The organism is Sphingomonas sp. S-NIH.Pt3_0716 (assembly GCF_003950715.1).
GTDB classification, from domain to species: domain Bacteria; phylum Pseudomonadota; class Alphaproteobacteria; order Sphingomonadales; family Sphingomonadaceae; genus Sphingobium; species Sphingobium yanoikuyae_A.
The window spans coordinates 146634-161726 of the sequence record NZ_QLJK01000008.1; the positions used below are offsets into that span (position 1 = coordinate 146634).

Sequence of the window (15093 nt, forward strand, 5' to 3'; positions counted from 1 at the left end):
TGGTCAGTCTCCTCAGGCGACGCGTTCACGCGGCAGCGGATCGTGCCGGGGCGTGGGACGCTGCTCGCCACCGACGACGGCGACAACCTCGACACCCTTGCCGTCCGGGATTTCCAGGAAGGACAGCACCGGGGTCTCGGGCAGATGGGGTTTGAACAGCCGGGCGAGCGCGCGGCGCGCGACCGGCGAGGTGACGATGGCGAAATTGCGCGCCTGGCCCAGCATCGGCCGGGCGGCATGCACGACAGATTCGACGATGCGGTTGCCCAAGCTCGGCTCGATCGGATGCTTGGCGTCGCCGGCGACACGCATCGCCTGCGCCAGCATCGCTTCCAGATCGCCGTCGAGGGTGATGACCGGCAGCGGCATCTTCACCGGGACGAGGCCCTGAATGATGAGCGCGCCGATGCGCTGGCGCACCGCTTCGACAAGCTGTTCGTGGTTCATGTCGGGGCGGGCCGCGTCGACCATCGCCTCGCAGATGCGGCGGAAGTCCTTGAGCGCGATCCCTTCCGACAGCAGCGCGCGACAGAGCGCGGAAATCTGTGTCAGGCTGAGCGTGCCGGGGGTCAGGCCATCGACCAACTGCGGCGCGACATCCTTGAGATTGTCGAGCAGCTTGCGAGCCTCGTCCAGGCCGAACATCTCGGCCGCGTTCATCGCGATCAGCTGGTTGAGATGGGTGGCGACGACCGTCGGCGGATCGACCACGGTATAGCCGGCGACCACCGCCTCGCTGCGCTTGGCCGGCGAAATCCAGACGGCGTCGAGGCCGAAGGTCGGATCCTTGGCCGGGCGACCGGCGACCGTGCCTTCCAGCATGCCGCTGTCCAGCGCCAGCAGATCATCGGGCCAGATATCATCCTCGCCCACGACGACGCCGGCGATGGTGATGCGATACTGATTGGGTTCGAGCGCCAGATTGTCCTTCACGCGGACCATCGGCACGACAAAGCCCAGTTCCTTCGACAGCTGGCGACGAATGCCGGTGATGCGGGCCATCAGCGGCGCGCCCTTGCGCTCGTCGACCAGGCCAATGAGGCCATAACCGATCTCCAGACCCAGGATCGCGCCATCGGACACGTCGTTCCATTCGATGATGGCCGGGTTGGGCGGCGGGGCGACCGGTTCAGGTTCGGCCGCCTTGCGCTGGCCGGCCTTGCGCAGCTGCCAGGCGATACCGCCGGCGATGGCAGCGGCCGTCAGGATGATGAGATGCGGCATGCCCGGCAGGATGCCGAGGAAGCCGAGGATCGCGGCGACTGGCACCCAGGCCTTGCCAGTGCCGAACTGGCCAGCGACCTGGGCCGAAAGATCCTGTTCGGATTTGACGCGGGTCACGATCGAGGCGGCGGCGATCGACAGCAGCAGCGCCGGGATCTGCGCGACCAGCGCGTCACCGATGGCGAGCAGGATATAGGTCTGGGCCGCATCGCCCATCGCCAGGCCATGGCTGACCACGCCCAGGATGATGCCGCCGATGATGTTGATCGCCAGGATCAGGATGCCGGCGATCGCGTCGCCCTTCACGAACTTGGACGCACCGTCCATCGAACCGTAGAAATCCGCTTCGGTCGCGACTTCAGCGCGGCGCAGCTTGGCTTCCTCAGGCGTCATCAGACCAGCGTTGAGATCGGCGTCGATCGCCATCTGCTTGCCCGGCAGGGCGTCCAGGGTGAAGCGGGCCGACACTTCCGACACGCGGCCGGCGCCCTTGGTGATGACCACCAGGTTGATGATCATCAGGATCGCGAAGACGAAGATGCCGACGACATAGTCGCCGCCGATCAGGAAGTGGCCGAACGCCTCGATCACCTGGCCGGCCGCGTCCGATCCCTCATGGCCGGACACCAGCACGACGCGGGTCGAGGCGACGTTGAGCGCCAGGCGCAGCAGGGTCGCGAACAGCAGCACCGTCGGGAAGCTGGAAAAGTCGAGCGGCTTGGCGGCGTTCAGCGCCACCATCAGCACGGCAAGGCTGATCATGATGTTGGTGATGAAGCCGATGTCCAGCATCACCGCCGGCACCGGCACCATCATGAACAGCACGACCATCAGCGTGGCGAACGGCAACACCGCCCCCTTGGCGGCGCTCATCCAGATCTTCGCTTTGACTTGGGTGGGAGTCATGAGAGGCCGTTACCTTCCGAGGGTGGCGAGCATGAGATAGGCGAGACGCGCGGTCTGCGGTTCCGGGCGGACGGTGACGTCGGCCTGGGTCGCAAGGCGCTGGGTTTCGATCCGCACATAATCGGCGGGAGCGACGGTCTTCGCGCCGCTGGGTAGCCCAGTTGCGCCAGATGCGTCGGCATATTGGACATTGCCGGTGCCGATCGAATCGACACCCTTTTGCAGCTTGCTGGCGAAGCGATCGCGAATATCGGCGAAGCTGCGGGCATTGCCCTGCTTGTCATAGAAGATCGAGCGATTGGCGCGGGCCGCCGCCGGGAAGATCGAGGCGGCCGTTGCGCCAGGCGCGCGATCATTCATCGACAGGAATTTGGACGCACCACCCACGCCCAGGAAATGGGCGAGGTAGAGATCGACCGGCTCGGCCTCACGGCCCAGGCGGCTTTCCAGATAGGCCTTGTTGTCGGCGGCATGTTCCGCCGCCATGACCGAGGCGGTCTCGGGATGCTTGCGCAGGTCCAGGATCTGCTGGCGCAGATCAGGGTCCGACACATAATAGCGGCCATTGCTGCCCTTGCTGATCGCGTCAGCCGCCCAGCCCAGCCCATATTCGGCGCCATGCTTGTCGACGACGGCGAGCCAGCTCTGGTCGACGAACTGATAGAGACCGGTGGCGGAAGAGGTGGCGGCACGGGCGCTGGGGTTCAGGCTGGATTCGATCTTGGCCTGACCAAGCAGGTAGGAGAAGTCCACGCCGGTACGACGGCTCGCCATCGCAATCGCGTTGGTGACGCGATTACCGGCCGAAGCTCCCGTTGCTGAAATGTCTGCAAGTGCCGACACTGACCCACAATCCCCATTTGGTACCGTGGGCTATTAGAGCAATGCTTGTGCCAAGATTTGGTTAACGCGGTTAAACAAGATTCTGCGTAAAACGAAAAACGGCGCCGATTGGCGCCGCTTTAGCCCGAAAGCAAAATTTATTTTTGTCAGCGCCGACCGTAGGTGAGCGGCGCATTGCGAGCGCCGTTGGAGGTCAGGATCGCGAGTCGCTGACTGGTATAGTCCGCCAGCACATTGGTGCGGACGCGCGCCGCTTCGATCAGCGGCAGGAGCCGGTTGAGCCGTTCGACCACATCGGGTTCGGAGCGCCAGGCGCCAATCGCACGGGCGGCAGCGGCCGCCGTGCTGACCCTGGTGCTGGCAGCTTCGATCGCGGCCGCATCATTGCCGTCCAGCGCAGCGCGCAGGTCGTCAAATGCGGCGAAGAGACCATCCAATGCAGCAAGGCCGAGGGGCATGAAGGAATGTCCTGTTTAGGCGGGAAGATCGAGCGCCATCATCCGGTCGGCGATCACCGACGGGTTGACGGGATAATTGCCCGAAGCGATCGCGGCCTTGATGGCAGCGATGCGGTCCATGTCGACAGGCGCGCCTTCGGCCGCCATGCGCGCCGCGGGGCTGGCCGACGTCGATGCCGACGCGGTGGTGCCGGTCGATCCGGTTGCCGATGCGACGCGGGTCCTGCCCCCTTCGCGCAAGCGGTTTGCCTCGATTGCCGAACTGATGCTCTGGCCGACTGAGTTGATCATTGGTTCATTCCTTCACTCGTCCCTTGAACGCTATAACGGACAAGTTCAAAAATTATTAAATCCCGGAATGCGCACTACGCCCAGGTCCACGATCTGGGCAAGTACAGGCGATGACTTCTTGTCTTCGCGCACGCGAATCGTCTCGCCAATTGCGCCATCTTCATCGGCGATCATCATGCGCGAGACGCTGAAACTGGCATTGCCGGCCATGAGCTGGACCGGATCGCCGCGTTTGACGACCGATTCCTTGGCGACCGGCCGCGCGGCCGGGGCATAACGGCCGACCGGGCCGGAGGCAGCAGCGGCGGCCCCCGCGACCAGCGGCACGCGAATGCGCCAGCCCAGCGCATCGCACTTGACCATGGCGGCGCCGAAGATCGGCCCTTCGACGCTGGGCGTGGTCGGGCAGGCTGCGAGGCGGAGGCGACGATCGACCGGCGCCAGCGGGCCACCGGGTTCGCCCATATTCGCGCCGACGGTCATCGCGACCAGGCTGTCGATGCGATCCAGATTCTCGAACTTCTGCTGCGCCAGCGCGGGCTGCGCAGCGGCGCAGGCCAGGGCGATGGCGAGGAACTGAACGGGTCTGGTCACGGCGCTTCTCCGAAAATGCGGACTTTCGCCATGGTTAAAAGCAACAAACGTGCCAGTTTAGGCTCAGGGCTTCACGGTCTCGCCCGGCGCGATGCGGATCACCTGCCCCTGCCCGTCGGCGCTGTCCGCCTGATCCAGGCCGCGGATGAGCAGGCGATCGCCCCCTATGCCCTGCGCCTTGAGCGCGCGCGCCACGGCGCCAAGCCGCGCTGCCGCCAGATCCCAATCGTCGAAACGCTGTCGTGCCCGGTCCTGCCCCTGGCTGCGCAGCTCGATCATGCGGTCATCCTGCATATAGGGCCGCACCGCTGCGCGCAGGCGTATCTGCCCCTGCGGCGTCAGCATCGCCTCGCCCGGCGCAAACAGTTCTGCCGCGCGCAGCTCGATCGCCGTGCGGGCGGGACGGCCACCAAATTGGCGACTGACCTCAGCCAGCATCGCATCGCGGCGCTGGCTGCCGGTCGCCTGGAGCAGCACGAAGAAGCCGAGCAGCAGCATCAGCAGATCGGCAAAGCTGACGGCCCAGCGATTGCGCCGGGCCGCCGTTGCGGCCGATGGGATTGCGGGCGCGGTCATGCGACTTCGCGGATCGATGCGCGGCGCAGCGGCGCATTTTCGCGCCGCGCAATCGCCAGCATGCGCGCCACCGCCTCCTGCTGCCAGGTGAGCTCCTGTTCGGACAGGGTCGCCAGCCGCGCGGCGATCGGCGCGGCGAGCAGATTGGCGATGACCACGCCATAAAGGGTTGTGAGCAGCGCAAGCGCCATGGAAGGACCAAGCGCGGACGGATCATCCATCGCCGCGAACATGCCGACCAGCCCGATGATCGTGCCCGCCATGCCCAGCGCCGGCGCCGCATCGGCGACCGACAGCCAGACATTGCGCACGCTGGCGTGGCGCTGAGCCCGATCGGCCAGCGCCTGCGACGCCCAGGTTTCGAATTGTTCGACGCGATCGCAATTGGCAAGGCGACGCGCGGCATCGACCATGAAGCCGCTGCCACTCTTCACCCGGTCGATGCACATCAGGCCGCGCAACTGGGCCACTTGGTCAATCTGAAGCAGGGCCGTGCGCGCCGCATCCCGGTCGCGCAGCGGATCGGCGCGCAGCAAAGGCCGCAACGCCACGCAGGCCCGGCCGACCGCCTGAACGCCATTTTGCGCCAGAGCCACGACCGCGACGCCACCCAGCATCGCGGCGAGCGTGAGCGGATCGAACAGATGCGCCAAAATCCCGATCATGCCACCTTCCGTTCCGCCATGCTGACCGGGCGGCAAAAGATTGCCGCCACCCGGCAAATTTTTGCCGCCCTTGCCGCCCGATGCCGCGAAAGCCCGAATTTCCCGCAGTTTGCCGCACCATCCTGCGTCACCCACGCAAATTGGCACGGTCCTTGCGGATATCCGGCTGAATCGCTCGCATCGAACGCCATCAGGCAGGAGAACGACGGGACGATCGAAAGCTTTAGGCCCGAAAGGGCAAAAAGGGACTGACGGGAAATGTCGCTGGAAGACGGTTTGTTCGGGATCCACGGAAAGGCGCTGGCGCTTCGCTCGCAGCGCCTGTCCCTGCTCGCGTCGAACATCGCGAACGCTTCGACCCCCAACTACAAGGCGCGCGACATCGATTTCGATGCCGCGCTCAAGGAAGCGACCGCCCAGAGCGACCGCGGCCCGGCCGATGTCGGCCAGGCAGTGGACGATGCCATGGGCTATCGCGTGCCGTTGCAGCCCAGCCTTGACGGCAACACCGTCGAACTGAGCACCGAACAGACCCTGTTTGCGGAAAATGCGGTGAAATATCGCACCACCCTCTCCTTCCTGGAGGGCCGCATCAACACCATCAACCGCGCGCTGAAGGGAGAATGAGCATGAGCGGTTCAGGCCCCATGAATGTGTTCGACATCGCCGGCCGCGCCATGAGCGCGCAGCTGGTGCGTCTGAACGCCACCGCATCGAACATGGCCAATGCCGGCAATGTCACCGGCAGTGCCGCCGAAGCCTATCGCGCAATCAAGCCGGTTTTCCAGTCGGTTACCGACAGCCCCGGCGTATCGACGGTCAAGGTCGCCAATGTCGTGACCACCAATGCGGAACCGACCAAGCGCCACGACCCCAATCATCCGCTGGCCGATGCCAATGGCGATGTCTGGGAATCGGCAGTCGATAGCAATGCGGAGATGGTCGACATGATCGAGACCGCCCGCATGTACCAGAATAATGTGCAGGTGCTCAACACCGCCAAATCCCTGATGCTCGAAACCATAAGGATCGGCAAATGACGACGACGTCTACCGTCACCGATAGCGCAGGCCTTTCGGTCTACAACCCGAATGCCAATGTCGGCACGGGCAGCGCGACCATGGATCAGTCGAGCTTCCTGACGCTGCTGACCGCGCAGATGCAGTATCAGGATCCGTTCGAACCGGTCGACAATACCGAGATGGTGTCGCAGATGGCGACCATCACCCAGTCGACCGGCATCGCCGAAATGAACCAGTCGCTGAAATCGCTGGCTTCAGAACTGAGTGGCACGCGGCTTGGCGATGCAGCCAGCTGGATCGGCAAGTCGATGCTGGTCCAGAGCAATGTCGCGGTGCCCGATTCCAGCGGCTATTATGCCGGCCAGATTACGCTGAGCGGCGCGAGCGATGCCGTCAGCGTCGACCTGGTCGATGGCGACGGCAATGTCGTCAAGTCGATCGACCTGGGCGCGCAGAGCGCCGGCGAGGTCGCCTTCTACTGGGACGGCAAGGATGATGCGGGCGAAACCGTTTCCTCCTCCGCCCTGCAGGTCAAGGTCAATGGCGGCACCACCAGCCAGGTCGCGACCTGGGCCACCATCGCCGCCGTCCAGTCACCCGCTGACGGTTCCTCCTCCAAACTGATCACCGCGCTCGGCAGCTATGCGCCGACCGACGCGATCAGCCTGATGTAATTTCACCCATCCTTTTCACCCAAGGAGCTACGCCATGTCCTTCTATGTTTCGCTTTCCGGCCTCAAGGGCGCACAGGCCGACCTGTCCGCCGTCTCGAACAACGTCGCCAACGTGAACTCGACCGCCTTCAAGAAGAGCAAGGCCCAGTTCGGCGACATCTTCGCCGCTGCGCCGATGCAGACCACCCACCAGGTCGCCGGCCAGGGCGTGCGCGTGCAGGGCATCACCCAGCAGTTCACCCAGGGCACGATCGAAACCACCGACAAGACGCTGGATATGGCGATCTCGGGCGAAGGCTTCTTCACCGTGAAGGGCGAAGACGGCACCATCAGCTATACCCGCAACGGCGCCTTCTCGGTCGACAATGACCGCTATGCCGTCGACACTACCGGGTCGCGCATCCAGGTGTTCGCGGTCGATCCCGACACCGGCGAGATCACCACCCCGGCGACCAGCGCGACCACGCCCAACGACCTGACCGACCTGCAGATCCCGACCACCTACAAGGGCGAAGCCGATGGCGCGCAGCTGACCAGCGTGGGCGTGGGCAAGGACGGCCTGGTGTCGGCCATCTATGCCGACGGTTCGACCGTCTATCTGGGCCAGGTCGCCATGGCATCGTTCAACAGCCTGGAAGGCCTGCGCCAGCAGGGCGACGCGCACTGGACCTCGACCGTGGAAAGCGGCAACGCGATCATCGGCACGCCCAACCAGGGCATGTTCGGCGCCGTCAACTCGGGCTCGCTGGAACGTTCCAACGTCGACATCACCGACGAACTGGTCCAGCTGATCGCTGCCCAGCGCAACTTCCAGGCGAACTCGAAGGCGATCGAGGCGGCCAACACGCTGACCACCACCATCGTCAACATCCGTAGCTAAGGCTTAGGGTAGAAGGGGTAGCCCATGGACCGGCTCGTCAACACGGCACTGACCGCGATGCGCGGTGCGATGGCCCGCCAGGCGTCGATCGCGAACAATCTCGCGAACGCCAACACGGTCGGCTTTCGCGCCGAAATCGCCAATGCCGAGACGCGCTGGATCAAGGGCGATACCTTCGATACCCGAGCCCAGGCCTCCGAACAGGTGATCGCCGCCGACATGGCGCAAGGGGCGGTCACCGAAACCGGCAATCCGCTGGACGTGGCAATGAACGGCGACGCACTGCTCGCCGTTCAGGCCCCGGACGGACAGGAAGCCTATACGCGCCGTGGCGACCTGAAGGTCAATGACAGCGGCCTGCTGACCACCGGCGACGGCCTGGCCGTGCTGGGCCAGGGCGGACCGATCACCCTGCCCCAGATGGACAGCGTGTCGATCGCCCAGGATGGCAGCATCTGGGGCGTGCCCCAGGGCGGCGATCCGGCCAATCCGCAGCAGGTCGACAAGCTGAAGCTGGTCAATGCCGCCGGCTCCAGCATCGCCAAGGGCACCGACGGGCTGTTCCGCGAAGTGAATGGCGGCGCCCTGCCCGAAGATCCGATCGCGACCGTCACATCGGGATCGCTGGAAGGATCGAACGTCAATGCCACCGCCGCGCTGGTCCAGATGATCGAGGCCAGCCGCGCCTGGGAAACCCAGATCAAGATGATCGACACCGCCAAGCAGATGGATGACGGCGGCGCATCGCTCATGAAACTGGATGGTTAATTCTGGCACGCATCTTGCTGTGAACGACGCATGAGCATCCCTTCGGGGAGCCGCACGGAGATTGAACGATGACCAACGCCGCCCTTCATGTCGCCCGCACCGGCCTTGACGCGCAGAACACGAAGATGCGCGTGATCGCCAACAACCTGGCGAACGTCAACACGACCGGCTTCAAGAAGGACCGGGCCGACTTCGAGACGCTGGCCTATCAGCAGATCGTCGCCGCCGGCGCCAACAGCGACAGCCAGAACAAGTTCGCCACCGGCCTCAATCTGGGTTCGGGCGTCTCGTTGCAGGGCACCAGCAAGATCAACACGCAGGGCACGTTGCAGGAAACCGGCAATGCGCTGGACATGGCGATCGAGGGATCGGGCTATTTCCAGGTGCAGCAGGCCGACGGTTCGACCGCCTATACCCGTGCCGGCAATTTCAGCGTCACCGCCGAAGGCACCGTCGTCACCAGCGACGGCCTGCCGCTGATCCCGCAGATCACCGTGCCGCAGGGCGCGACGTCGGTCACCGTCGGCAATGACGGCACCGTGTCGGCGACGCTGCAGGGGGAAAGCGAACCGACCCAGCTGGGCCAGATCGAACTGGCGAGCTTCATGAACCCGGCAGGGCTTCAGTCGATCGGCGGCAACCTGCTGGTCGAAACCGCCGCCAGCGGCACGCCGCAGGTCGGCACCGCAGGCCTGGAAGGCCGCGGCCTCATCCGCTCGGGCAATCTGGAAACCTCGAACGTCAACATCGTCGAGGAACTGGTCGACATGATCGAGACCCAGCGCGCCTATGAGGTCAATTCCAAGATGATCAAGGCGACGGACGAAATGCTCCAGTACGCCAACCAGAATATGTGAGCCGGCTGATGCGCGCGCTCTCCACTTCGCTCGTCGCCCTCGCCATGCTCTCCATGGCCGCGTCGCCCGCCTTCGCTGCAAAGAAGAAGCGCGAGGTCGAGCGCGAATATTATGCGCCGACCGTCATCGCCCAGCCGCAGGCGCCGCAGGCCAATGGATCGATCTTCCAGGTCTCGACCGGCTACACGCCGCTGACCAGCGGCGCGCGCGCCGGCAATGTCGGCGACATCATCACCATCGTACTGGTCGAACGGACCCAGGCGACCAAGAGCAACAGCGCGGACACCAACCGCAGCGGCTCGATCGGCCTCAACCCGCCGACCACCGGTCCGCTGTCCAAGCTCTTCTCGTCCAGCGACATCGCGATGGGCGGCAACAACACGTTCACCGGCAAGGGCGCGGCGACCCAGTCGAACGCGCTGAACGGCGAGATCACCGTGACGGTCGCGGCCGCCTATCCCAACGGCACCATGCTGGTGAAGGGCGAGAAGGCACTGACACTCAATCGCGGCGACGAGTTCATCCAGATCAGCGGCCTGGTCCGCCAGGCCGATATCGGCCCGGACAACCGCATCCTGTCGACCCGCGTGGCCGACGCCAAGATCATCTATACCGGCAAGGGCGAGATCGCCCGCGCCAGCCGCCAGGGCTGGCTGCAGCGCTTCTTCTCGATGATCAGCCCCTTCTGATGGAGACCCGGATCGCCATGACACGCCTGTTCCGCTTCCTCCTGCTGCTGCTGGCGCTGATCGCCGCGCCGGCCCATGCCGAACGCGTCAAGGATCTGGGCACCTTCCAGGGCGTCCGTCCCAACCAGCTGACCGGCTATGGCATCGTCGTGGGCCTGGCTGGCACCGGCGACGACAGCATCGAATATACGGTGCAGGGCATGAAGGGCGTGGTCTCGCGCTTTGGCCTGACCCTGCCCGCCGGCGTCAACCCGGCGCTCAAGAATGCCGCCGCCGTGCTGGTTACGGCCGACCTGCCCGCCTTTTCCAAGCCCGGCCAGCGGCTGGACGTCACCGTGTCGGCGATGGGCAAGGCCAAGTCGCTGCGTGGCGGGACGCTGATCATGACGCCGCTGCGTGGCGCCGATAACGAAATCTATGCGATGGCGCAGGGCAATCTGGCCGTTGGTGGCCTGGGCGTGTCCGGTGCCGATGGCAGCCAGGTGTCGGTGAACATCCCGTCGGCCGGCCGCATCCCCGAAGGGGCGACGGTCGAGCGTGCGGTTGCCACCGGCTTCGACACCGCGCCGACCCTGACCTTCAACCTGTCCGAAGCCGATTTGACCACCGCGCTGCGCGTGGCCGACGGCATCAACAAGACCTTCGGTGATCGCCGCGCCCGCGCGATGGATGCCGTATCGGTCGCGATCGACGCGACGCCGGGTGCCGAGGAACGCATCCTGATGATGGGCATGATCGAGAATATCGAGATCACGCCCGCCGATGCCCCTGCCCGCGTGATCGTCAACGCGCGCACCGGCACCGTCGTCATCAACGGCGCGGTGAAGATCCATCCGGCCGCCGTCGCCCATGGCAAATTGACCGTCAGCGTCAATGAAAGCCCGCGCGTGGTTCAGCCCGCGCCCTTCAGCCAGGGCCAGACCGCCGTCGAGCAATCGTCGAACATCAGCATCGACGAACAGAAAAAACCGATGGTCAATTTTAAAGGTGGGGCGTCGCTGGCCGATATAGTCAAGGCGGTCAACGCCATCGGGGCCTCCCCGGCGGACATGGTCGCGATCCTTGAGGCGCTGAAACAGGCGGGCGCGATGAAAGCGGAACTGGTGGTGTTGTGATGCAGGTATCGAACGCAACCGCGGCAAGCGGCACATCCAACCCCTTCGAGACCAAGGCTGCGCTGCAGAAGGCGGCGCAGCAGTTCGAAGCGGTATTCCTGCGCCAGATGATCGGCGCGATGCGATCGGCCAGCCTGGCCGAGGGCATCACAGATTCGAGCGCGACCCAGCAATTCCAGGACATGGCCGATGCGCGCACCGCCGACGCCATGTCGACCAAGGGCGCGATGGGCATCGCCGAACTGCTGATGCACCAGTTCGGTGCCCGCGTGAAGGACGACAGCCCGGCGGCGACCGGCAGCACGGCCGCGACCGGCACGGCAACCACGGCTGAGGGCGCATGAGCGACCTGTTCATCATCGGTGCGTCGGGCACCAAGGCCTATCGCACGGCGATGGCCGCCATTTCCGAGAATATCGCCAATGCCAGCACCGACGGCTATGCCCGCCGGTCGGTGACGACGGTGGAATCAGGATCGTCGACCGCGACTATGGCGACCTATGTCGCCAAGGCGAATTTCGGCGGCACCCAGGTCGCCAGCATCAATCGCGGCACCGACCCCTATCTGGATGCGTCGGTGCGCATCACCGCCATGGCGCTGGGCAGCGCGAACGCGCGCGTGCGCTGGCAGACCGACATCGAAACCGCGCTCAATGACACTGCCACCGGCGTCGGCCAGCTGATGACGACGATGTACCAGAATCTGGACAAGCTGGCGGCGAGCCCCAGCGACACGTCGCTGCGCGTCACCACGCTGGACAGCATCGGCCGCGTCGCTGAATCCTTCCGTCAGACCGCCGCCGACCTGGAAACCATATCGACCGGCATCAATACCGAGGCGCAGGCATCGGCCCAGACGATCAACCAGCAATTGTCGTCGCTGGCCGCGATCAACAACAGCCTGCTGCGCGCGCAGCCGGGCACGTCGGCCTATGCCCAGTTGCTCGACAGCCGCGATTCCGCGCTGCAGACGCTGTCTTCCAACCTGAATGTGACGATCAGCTTCGGCGCGCATGACAGCGCCGAGGTCAGCTATAATGGCACCACCCTGGTATCGGGCGACACTGCCGCGTCGGTCGCGGTGACGGCGTCCGCCACCGATGGCCGCCTGTCACTGGCCCTGTCCGACGGCACGGCACTTGCCGCCCCGTCCAACGGCACGCTGGGCGGGCTGTTCGCATCGGCCGACACCACCGCCGAACGCCGTGCCAGCCTCGACACGCTGGCCGAGCAGTTCGCCACCGACGTCAATGAGTGGCATGCGCAGGGCTATACCGATACCGGCGCCAGCGGCGTGCCGCTGCTGTCCTATGGCGGCAGCGCCGCGACGCTGGTCGCGCTGGACGTGGAGCCGGACGCTCTCGCGACCAAATCGGCCGACGGCACGCTGAACGGCAATCTGCTGACGGTATCATCGACCCTGCGCGGCAGCGGCAGCGTCGAACAGGGTTGGACGACCCTGATCACCAGCAACGCCAATCTGCTGACCGCCAGCACGGCGGAAAAGACCACGGCCCAGAGCCGCAGCGACCAGGCGGTCGCCGCGCGCGAAGCGGTGAGCGGGGTCGATCTCGACATGGAGGCGGCAGACCTGCTGCGGATCCAGCAGGCCTATTCGGGCTGCGCCAAGATCCTGCAGGTCGCCAAGGACACGGTCGATTCGATCCTGCAGATCATGTGACGGAAGGACGCTGAGACATGGTAGGCATCACCAACAAGATCATGCTCGCCGAAATCCGTCGGCAACAGCAATTGTCGCAGAGCATCGTCGACGGACAGACCTCGATTTCGACCGGCATCACCCTGAACAAGCCGTCGGACGACGCGCTTGCCTGGGTCCAGGTGTCCGACATCGGCCGCGCCCAGGCGCAGCAGTCAGCCTGGCAGACCAATGTCAGCTATGGCACGACCCGCGCCGGCAATGCCGAAGCCAATCTGGAAGAAATCAACAATCTGATGACGCGGGCGCAGGAACTGGTGACGTCGGCGCGCAACGGCGCGCTGAACGATACTAGCGCCGCCGCCATCGCCGAGGAATTGAAGACGATCCGCACCACGGTCGGCGAATTGCTGAACCAGAAGGATTATCAGGGCGTGTCGGTGTTCGACGACGGCCAGAGCGTGCTGGTGCCGGTGAGCCGCGGCCTCAACCTGGCAGTGGTCGGCACCAAGCAGGAAATTTCCGAGAATATCGACGTCAACGGCACATCGATGTCGCTGGACGATATCTTGGGCAAGGCGATCGACGCGGTCGAGGGCGGCAATGACACCGACCTCGCCAGTTCGCTGGATGCGATCCAGATCGGCCAGAATCGGGTCGTGGTGGAGCGCGCCAAGCAGGGCGTGCGCGCCGACCGGCTGGATGTGATCGGCACGCGGCTGACCGATGTCGACATCAACCTGTCGGAACGGCGCGACACGCTGGAATCGGCCGATCTGACCACGGTCATTTCGAACGTGAAGGCACAGCTGCTGCAGTTGGAGGCGGCCCAGTCCGCCTTTGCGCGGATCAACCAGCAGACCCTGTTCGACCTGATCAGTTAAAGGCGGCGAAAAAGCGTCGCCGTCCTAAAGGGGACGGTAACCAGTCCGTATTAACCAGAAAGGGACTGGCGCCACGGGGCGCCGACGGAGCCACCGCCTCCAGGCGCATTTTCGGGGATCAACATGTTTGCAATCATCGGCCTTGTCGTGCTTTTGGGCATGGTCTTCGGTGGGTTCATCTTCACCGGGGGCGACATCGGACCGGTGCTGCACGCCCTGCCCCACGAAATGATCATCATCGGCGGCGCCGCCGTCGGCGCGCTGATCATCGGCAATTCGGGTTCCGACCTGAAGGCGCTCGGCGGCGGCCTGGGCAAGGTGTTCAAGGGGCCGCAGTACAAGAAGCAGGACTTTCTGGACTGCATCTTCCTGGTCAGCAAGCTGATGAAGACGCTGCGCGTCGAAGGCCCGGTGGCGCTGGAGCCGCATATCGAGGATCCGGGCACTTCGCCCATCTTCGGCGAATATCCCAAGCTGATGAAGGACAAGACGCTGATCCACCTGATCAGCGACACGCTGCGCCTGGTCGTGGTGTCGTCCGGCACGCTCGATCCGCATGCGGTCGAGGAAGTGATGGATAACAGCCTCAAGACCCATCATCATGAAGCGCTCAAACCCGCCGACAATCTCCAGGGTCTGGCCGACGCTCTCCCGGCCCTCGGCATCGTCGCCGCGGTGCTCGGCGTGGTGAAGACCATGGGCTCGATCGACCAGCCGCCTTCGGTGCTGGGTGCGATGATCGGCTCGGCGCTGGTCGGCACCTTCCTGGGCGTGTTGCTCGCCTATGGCATGGTCAATCCCTTCGCCAATCGCTGCCGCGCGGTGATCGAGCAGGACGGCGCCATCTATCATGTCGTCAAGCAGATCATCATCGCCTCGCTGCACGGCCATCCGCAGCCGCTGGTGATCGAAGCGGCGCGTTCCAGCCTGATCCATGCGAACCAGCCCGGCTTTGCCGAGGTGTTCGACGGCATGCGGAACAAATAA

20 protein-coding genes are annotated in these 15093 nt (G+C 64.8%); 13 read left to right on the forward strand and 7 right to left on the reverse strand.

Features of this window, described 5'->3' with window-relative positions; genetic code table 11:
* Nucleotides 1–12: 12 nt before the first annotated feature.
* The 7 genes from flhA to BRX37_RS08755 all read right to left on the reverse strand — a co-directional run bounded on the left by flhA (nt 13) and on the right by BRX37_RS08755 (nt 5557).
* Nucleotides 13–2130 carry a flagellar biosynthesis protein FlhA gene (gene flhA / locus BRX37_RS08725; protein WP_004208198.1) on the reverse strand — a complete coding sequence of 706 codons (2118 nt, stop codon included), beginning with the start codon at nt 2128–2130 and terminating at the stop codon, nt 13–15.
* A 9-nt stretch (nt 2131–2139) separates the two neighbouring features.
* Nucleotides 2140–2973 (reverse strand): hypothetical protein, encoded by an 834-nt coding sequence (locus BRX37_RS08730; protein WP_026109018.1) that lies wholly within the window; start codon nt 2971–2973, stop codon nt 2140–2142.
* Nucleotides 2974–3119: 146 nt separating this feature from the next.
* The gene (locus BRX37_RS08735; protein ID WP_004208200.1) at nt 3120–3431 is read right to left on the reverse strand and encodes a hypothetical protein; all 312 of its coding nucleotides are present in this window, start codon (nt 3429–3431) and stop codon (nt 3120–3122) included.
* Between the two features lie 15 nt (nt 3432–3446).
* Nucleotides 3447–3722 carry a flagellar biosynthesis anti-sigma factor FlgM gene (flgM, locus tag BRX37_RS08740; protein WP_125986388.1) on the reverse strand — a complete coding sequence of 92 codons (276 nt, stop codon included), beginning with the start codon at nt 3720–3722 and terminating at the stop codon, nt 3447–3449.
* 45 nt (nt 3723–3767) lie between these two features.
* Nucleotides 3768–4316, reverse strand: a complete 549-nt coding sequence (locus BRX37_RS08745; RefSeq protein WP_125986390.1) for a flagella basal body P-ring formation protein FlgA — start codon at nt 4314–4316, stop codon at nt 3768–3770.
* Between the two features lie 63 nt (nt 4317–4379).
* Complete coding sequence (locus BRX37_RS08750) at nt 4380–4892, reverse strand: OmpA/MotB family protein (RefSeq protein WP_069335727.1); 513 nt, start codon at nt 4890–4892, stop codon at nt 4380–4382.
* The gene (locus BRX37_RS08755) at nt 4889–5557 is read right to left on the reverse strand and encodes a motility protein A (protein WP_026109017.1); all 669 of its coding nucleotides are present in this window, start codon (nt 5555–5557) and stop codon (nt 4889–4891) included. Before BRX37_RS08755 ends, BRX37_RS08750 begins: the two co-directional genes overlap by 4 nt.
* Between BRX37_RS08755 and BRX37_RS27055 the strand changes: the two genes are divergently transcribed.
* The 13 genes from BRX37_RS27055 (at nt 5537) to motA (ending at nt 15093) form a co-directional block, all read left to right on the forward strand.
* Entirely contained in the window at nt 5537–5809 is a 273-nt protein-coding gene (locus BRX37_RS27055; protein WP_206434136.1) for a hypothetical protein, read from the forward strand. The genes BRX37_RS08755 and BRX37_RS27055 overlap by 21 nt on opposite strands.
* Nucleotides 5810–5815: 6 nt before the next feature.
* The gene (gene flgB / locus BRX37_RS08760) at nt 5816–6184 is read left to right on the forward strand and encodes a flagellar basal body rod protein FlgB (RefSeq protein ID WP_004208205.1); all 369 of its coding nucleotides are present in this window, start codon (nt 5816–5818) and stop codon (nt 6182–6184) included.
* A 2-nt stretch (nt 6185–6186) separates the two neighbouring features.
* Nucleotides 6187–6597: a flagellar basal body rod protein FlgC gene (gene flgC, locus BRX37_RS08765; RefSeq protein WP_004208206.1), complete on the forward strand. Its 411-nt coding sequence runs from the start codon at nt 6187–6189 to the stop codon at nt 6595–6597.
* On the forward strand, nt 6594–7253 hold the full coding sequence (locus BRX37_RS08770) for a flagellar hook assembly protein FlgD (RefSeq protein WP_004208207.1): 660 nt from the start codon (nt 6594–6596) through the stop codon (nt 7251–7253). The genes flgC and BRX37_RS08770 overlap by 4 nt, the downstream gene beginning before the upstream one ends.
* A 34-nt stretch (nt 7254–7287) precedes the next feature.
* On the forward strand, nt 7288–8133 hold the full coding sequence (locus tag BRX37_RS08775) for a flagellar hook-basal body complex protein (protein WP_017500436.1): 846 nt from the start codon (nt 7288–7290) through the stop codon (nt 8131–8133).
* Between the two features lie 24 nt (nt 8134–8157).
* Nucleotides 8158–8901 (forward strand): flagellar basal body rod protein FlgF, encoded by a 744-nt coding sequence (locus BRX37_RS08780; RefSeq protein ID WP_004208209.1) that lies wholly within the window; start codon nt 8158–8160, stop codon nt 8899–8901.
* Between the two features lie 68 nt (nt 8902–8969).
* Nucleotides 8970–9758: a flagellar basal-body rod protein FlgG gene (gene flgG, locus BRX37_RS08785; RefSeq protein WP_010338863.1), complete on the forward strand. Its 789-nt coding sequence runs from the start codon at nt 8970–8972 to the stop codon at nt 9756–9758.
* Between the two features lie 8 nt (nt 9759–9766).
* Entirely contained in the window at nt 9767–10447 is a 681-nt protein-coding gene (locus BRX37_RS08790; protein ID WP_026109016.1) for a flagellar basal body L-ring protein FlgH, read from the forward strand.
* On the forward strand, nt 10447–11562 hold the full coding sequence (locus BRX37_RS08795; protein WP_125986392.1) for a flagellar basal body P-ring protein FlgI: 1116 nt from the start codon (nt 10447–10449) through the stop codon (nt 11560–11562). Before BRX37_RS08790 ends, BRX37_RS08795 begins: the two co-directional genes overlap by 1 nt.
* Entirely contained in the window at nt 11562–11906 is a 345-nt protein-coding gene (locus BRX37_RS08800; protein ID WP_010338865.1) for a rod-binding protein, read from the forward strand. Before BRX37_RS08795 ends, BRX37_RS08800 begins: the two co-directional genes overlap by 1 nt.
* Nucleotides 11903–13243, forward strand: coding sequence for a flagellar hook-associated protein FlgK (gene flgK, locus BRX37_RS08805; RefSeq protein ID WP_004208214.1), 1341 nt, complete (start codon nt 11903–11905; stop codon nt 13241–13243). Before BRX37_RS08800 ends, flgK begins: the two co-directional genes overlap by 4 nt.
* Before the next feature lie 17 nt (nt 13244–13260).
* Nucleotides 13261–14106, forward strand: a complete 846-nt coding sequence (locus tag BRX37_RS08810) for a flagellin (protein ID WP_004208215.1) — start codon at nt 13261–13263, stop codon at nt 14104–14106.
* A gap of 123 nt (nt 14107–14229) precedes the next feature.
* Nucleotides 14230–15093, forward strand: a complete 864-nt coding sequence (gene motA / locus BRX37_RS08815; protein WP_010338868.1) for a flagellar motor stator protein MotA — start codon at nt 14230–14232, stop codon at nt 15091–15093.

Coding starts and splice junctions, on each gene's coding strand:
- BRX37_RS08800 (WP_010338865.1), top strand. CDS start 11,562: ATGCAGGTATCGAACGCAACCGCGGCAAGCGGCACATCCAACCCCTTC.
- BRX37_RS08790 (WP_026109016.1), top strand. CDS start 9,767: ATGCGCGCGCTCTCCACTTCGCTCGTCGCCCTCGCCATGCTCTCCATG.
- BRX37_RS08750 (WP_069335727.1), bottom strand. CDS start 4,892: ATGACCGCGCCCGCAATCCCATCGGCCGCAACGGCGGCCCGGCGCAAT.
- flgM (WP_125986388.1), bottom strand. CDS start 3,722: ATGATCAACTCAGTCGGCCAGAGCATCAGTTCGGCAATCGAGGCAAAC.
- BRX37_RS08735 (WP_004208200.1), bottom strand. CDS start 3,431: ATGCCCCTCGGCCTTGCTGCATTGGATGGTCTCTTCGCCGCATTTGAC.
- BRX37_RS08795 (WP_125986392.1), top strand. CDS start 10,447: ATGGAGACCCGGATCGCCATGACACGCCTGTTCCGCTTCCTCCTGCTG.
- flgK (WP_004208214.1), top strand. CDS start 11,903: ATGAGCGACCTGTTCATCATCGGTGCGTCGGGCACCAAGGCCTATCGC.
- BRX37_RS08810 (WP_004208215.1), top strand. CDS start 13,261: ATGGTAGGCATCACCAACAAGATCATGCTCGCCGAAATCCGTCGGCAA.
- BRX37_RS08770 (WP_004208207.1), top strand. CDS start 6,594: ATGACGACGACGTCTACCGTCACCGATAGCGCAGGCCTTTCGGTCTAC.
- flgB (WP_004208205.1), top strand. CDS start 5,816: ATGTCGCTGGAAGACGGTTTGTTCGGGATCCACGGAAAGGCGCTGGCG.
- BRX37_RS08780 (WP_004208209.1), top strand. CDS start 8,158: ATGGACCGGCTCGTCAACACGGCACTGACCGCGATGCGCGGTGCGATG.
- motA (WP_010338868.1), top strand. CDS start 14,230: ATGTTTGCAATCATCGGCCTTGTCGTGCTTTTGGGCATGGTCTTCGGT.
- flhA (WP_004208198.1), bottom strand. CDS start 2,130: ATGACTCCCACCCAAGTCAAAGCGAAGATCTGGATGAGCGCCGCCAAG.
- BRX37_RS27055 (WP_206434136.1), top strand. CDS start 5,537: ATGCGCCAAAATCCCGATCATGCCACCTTCCGTTCCGCCATGCTGACC.
- flgG (WP_010338863.1), top strand. CDS start 8,970: ATGACCAACGCCGCCCTTCATGTCGCCCGCACCGGCCTTGACGCGCAG.
- BRX37_RS08775 (WP_017500436.1), top strand. CDS start 7,288: ATGTCCTTCTATGTTTCGCTTTCCGGCCTCAAGGGCGCACAGGCCGAC.
- BRX37_RS08755 (WP_026109017.1), bottom strand. CDS start 5,557: ATGATCGGGATTTTGGCGCATCTGTTCGATCCGCTCACGCTCGCCGCG.
- flgC (WP_004208206.1), top strand. CDS start 6,187: ATGAGCGGTTCAGGCCCCATGAATGTGTTCGACATCGCCGGCCGCGCC.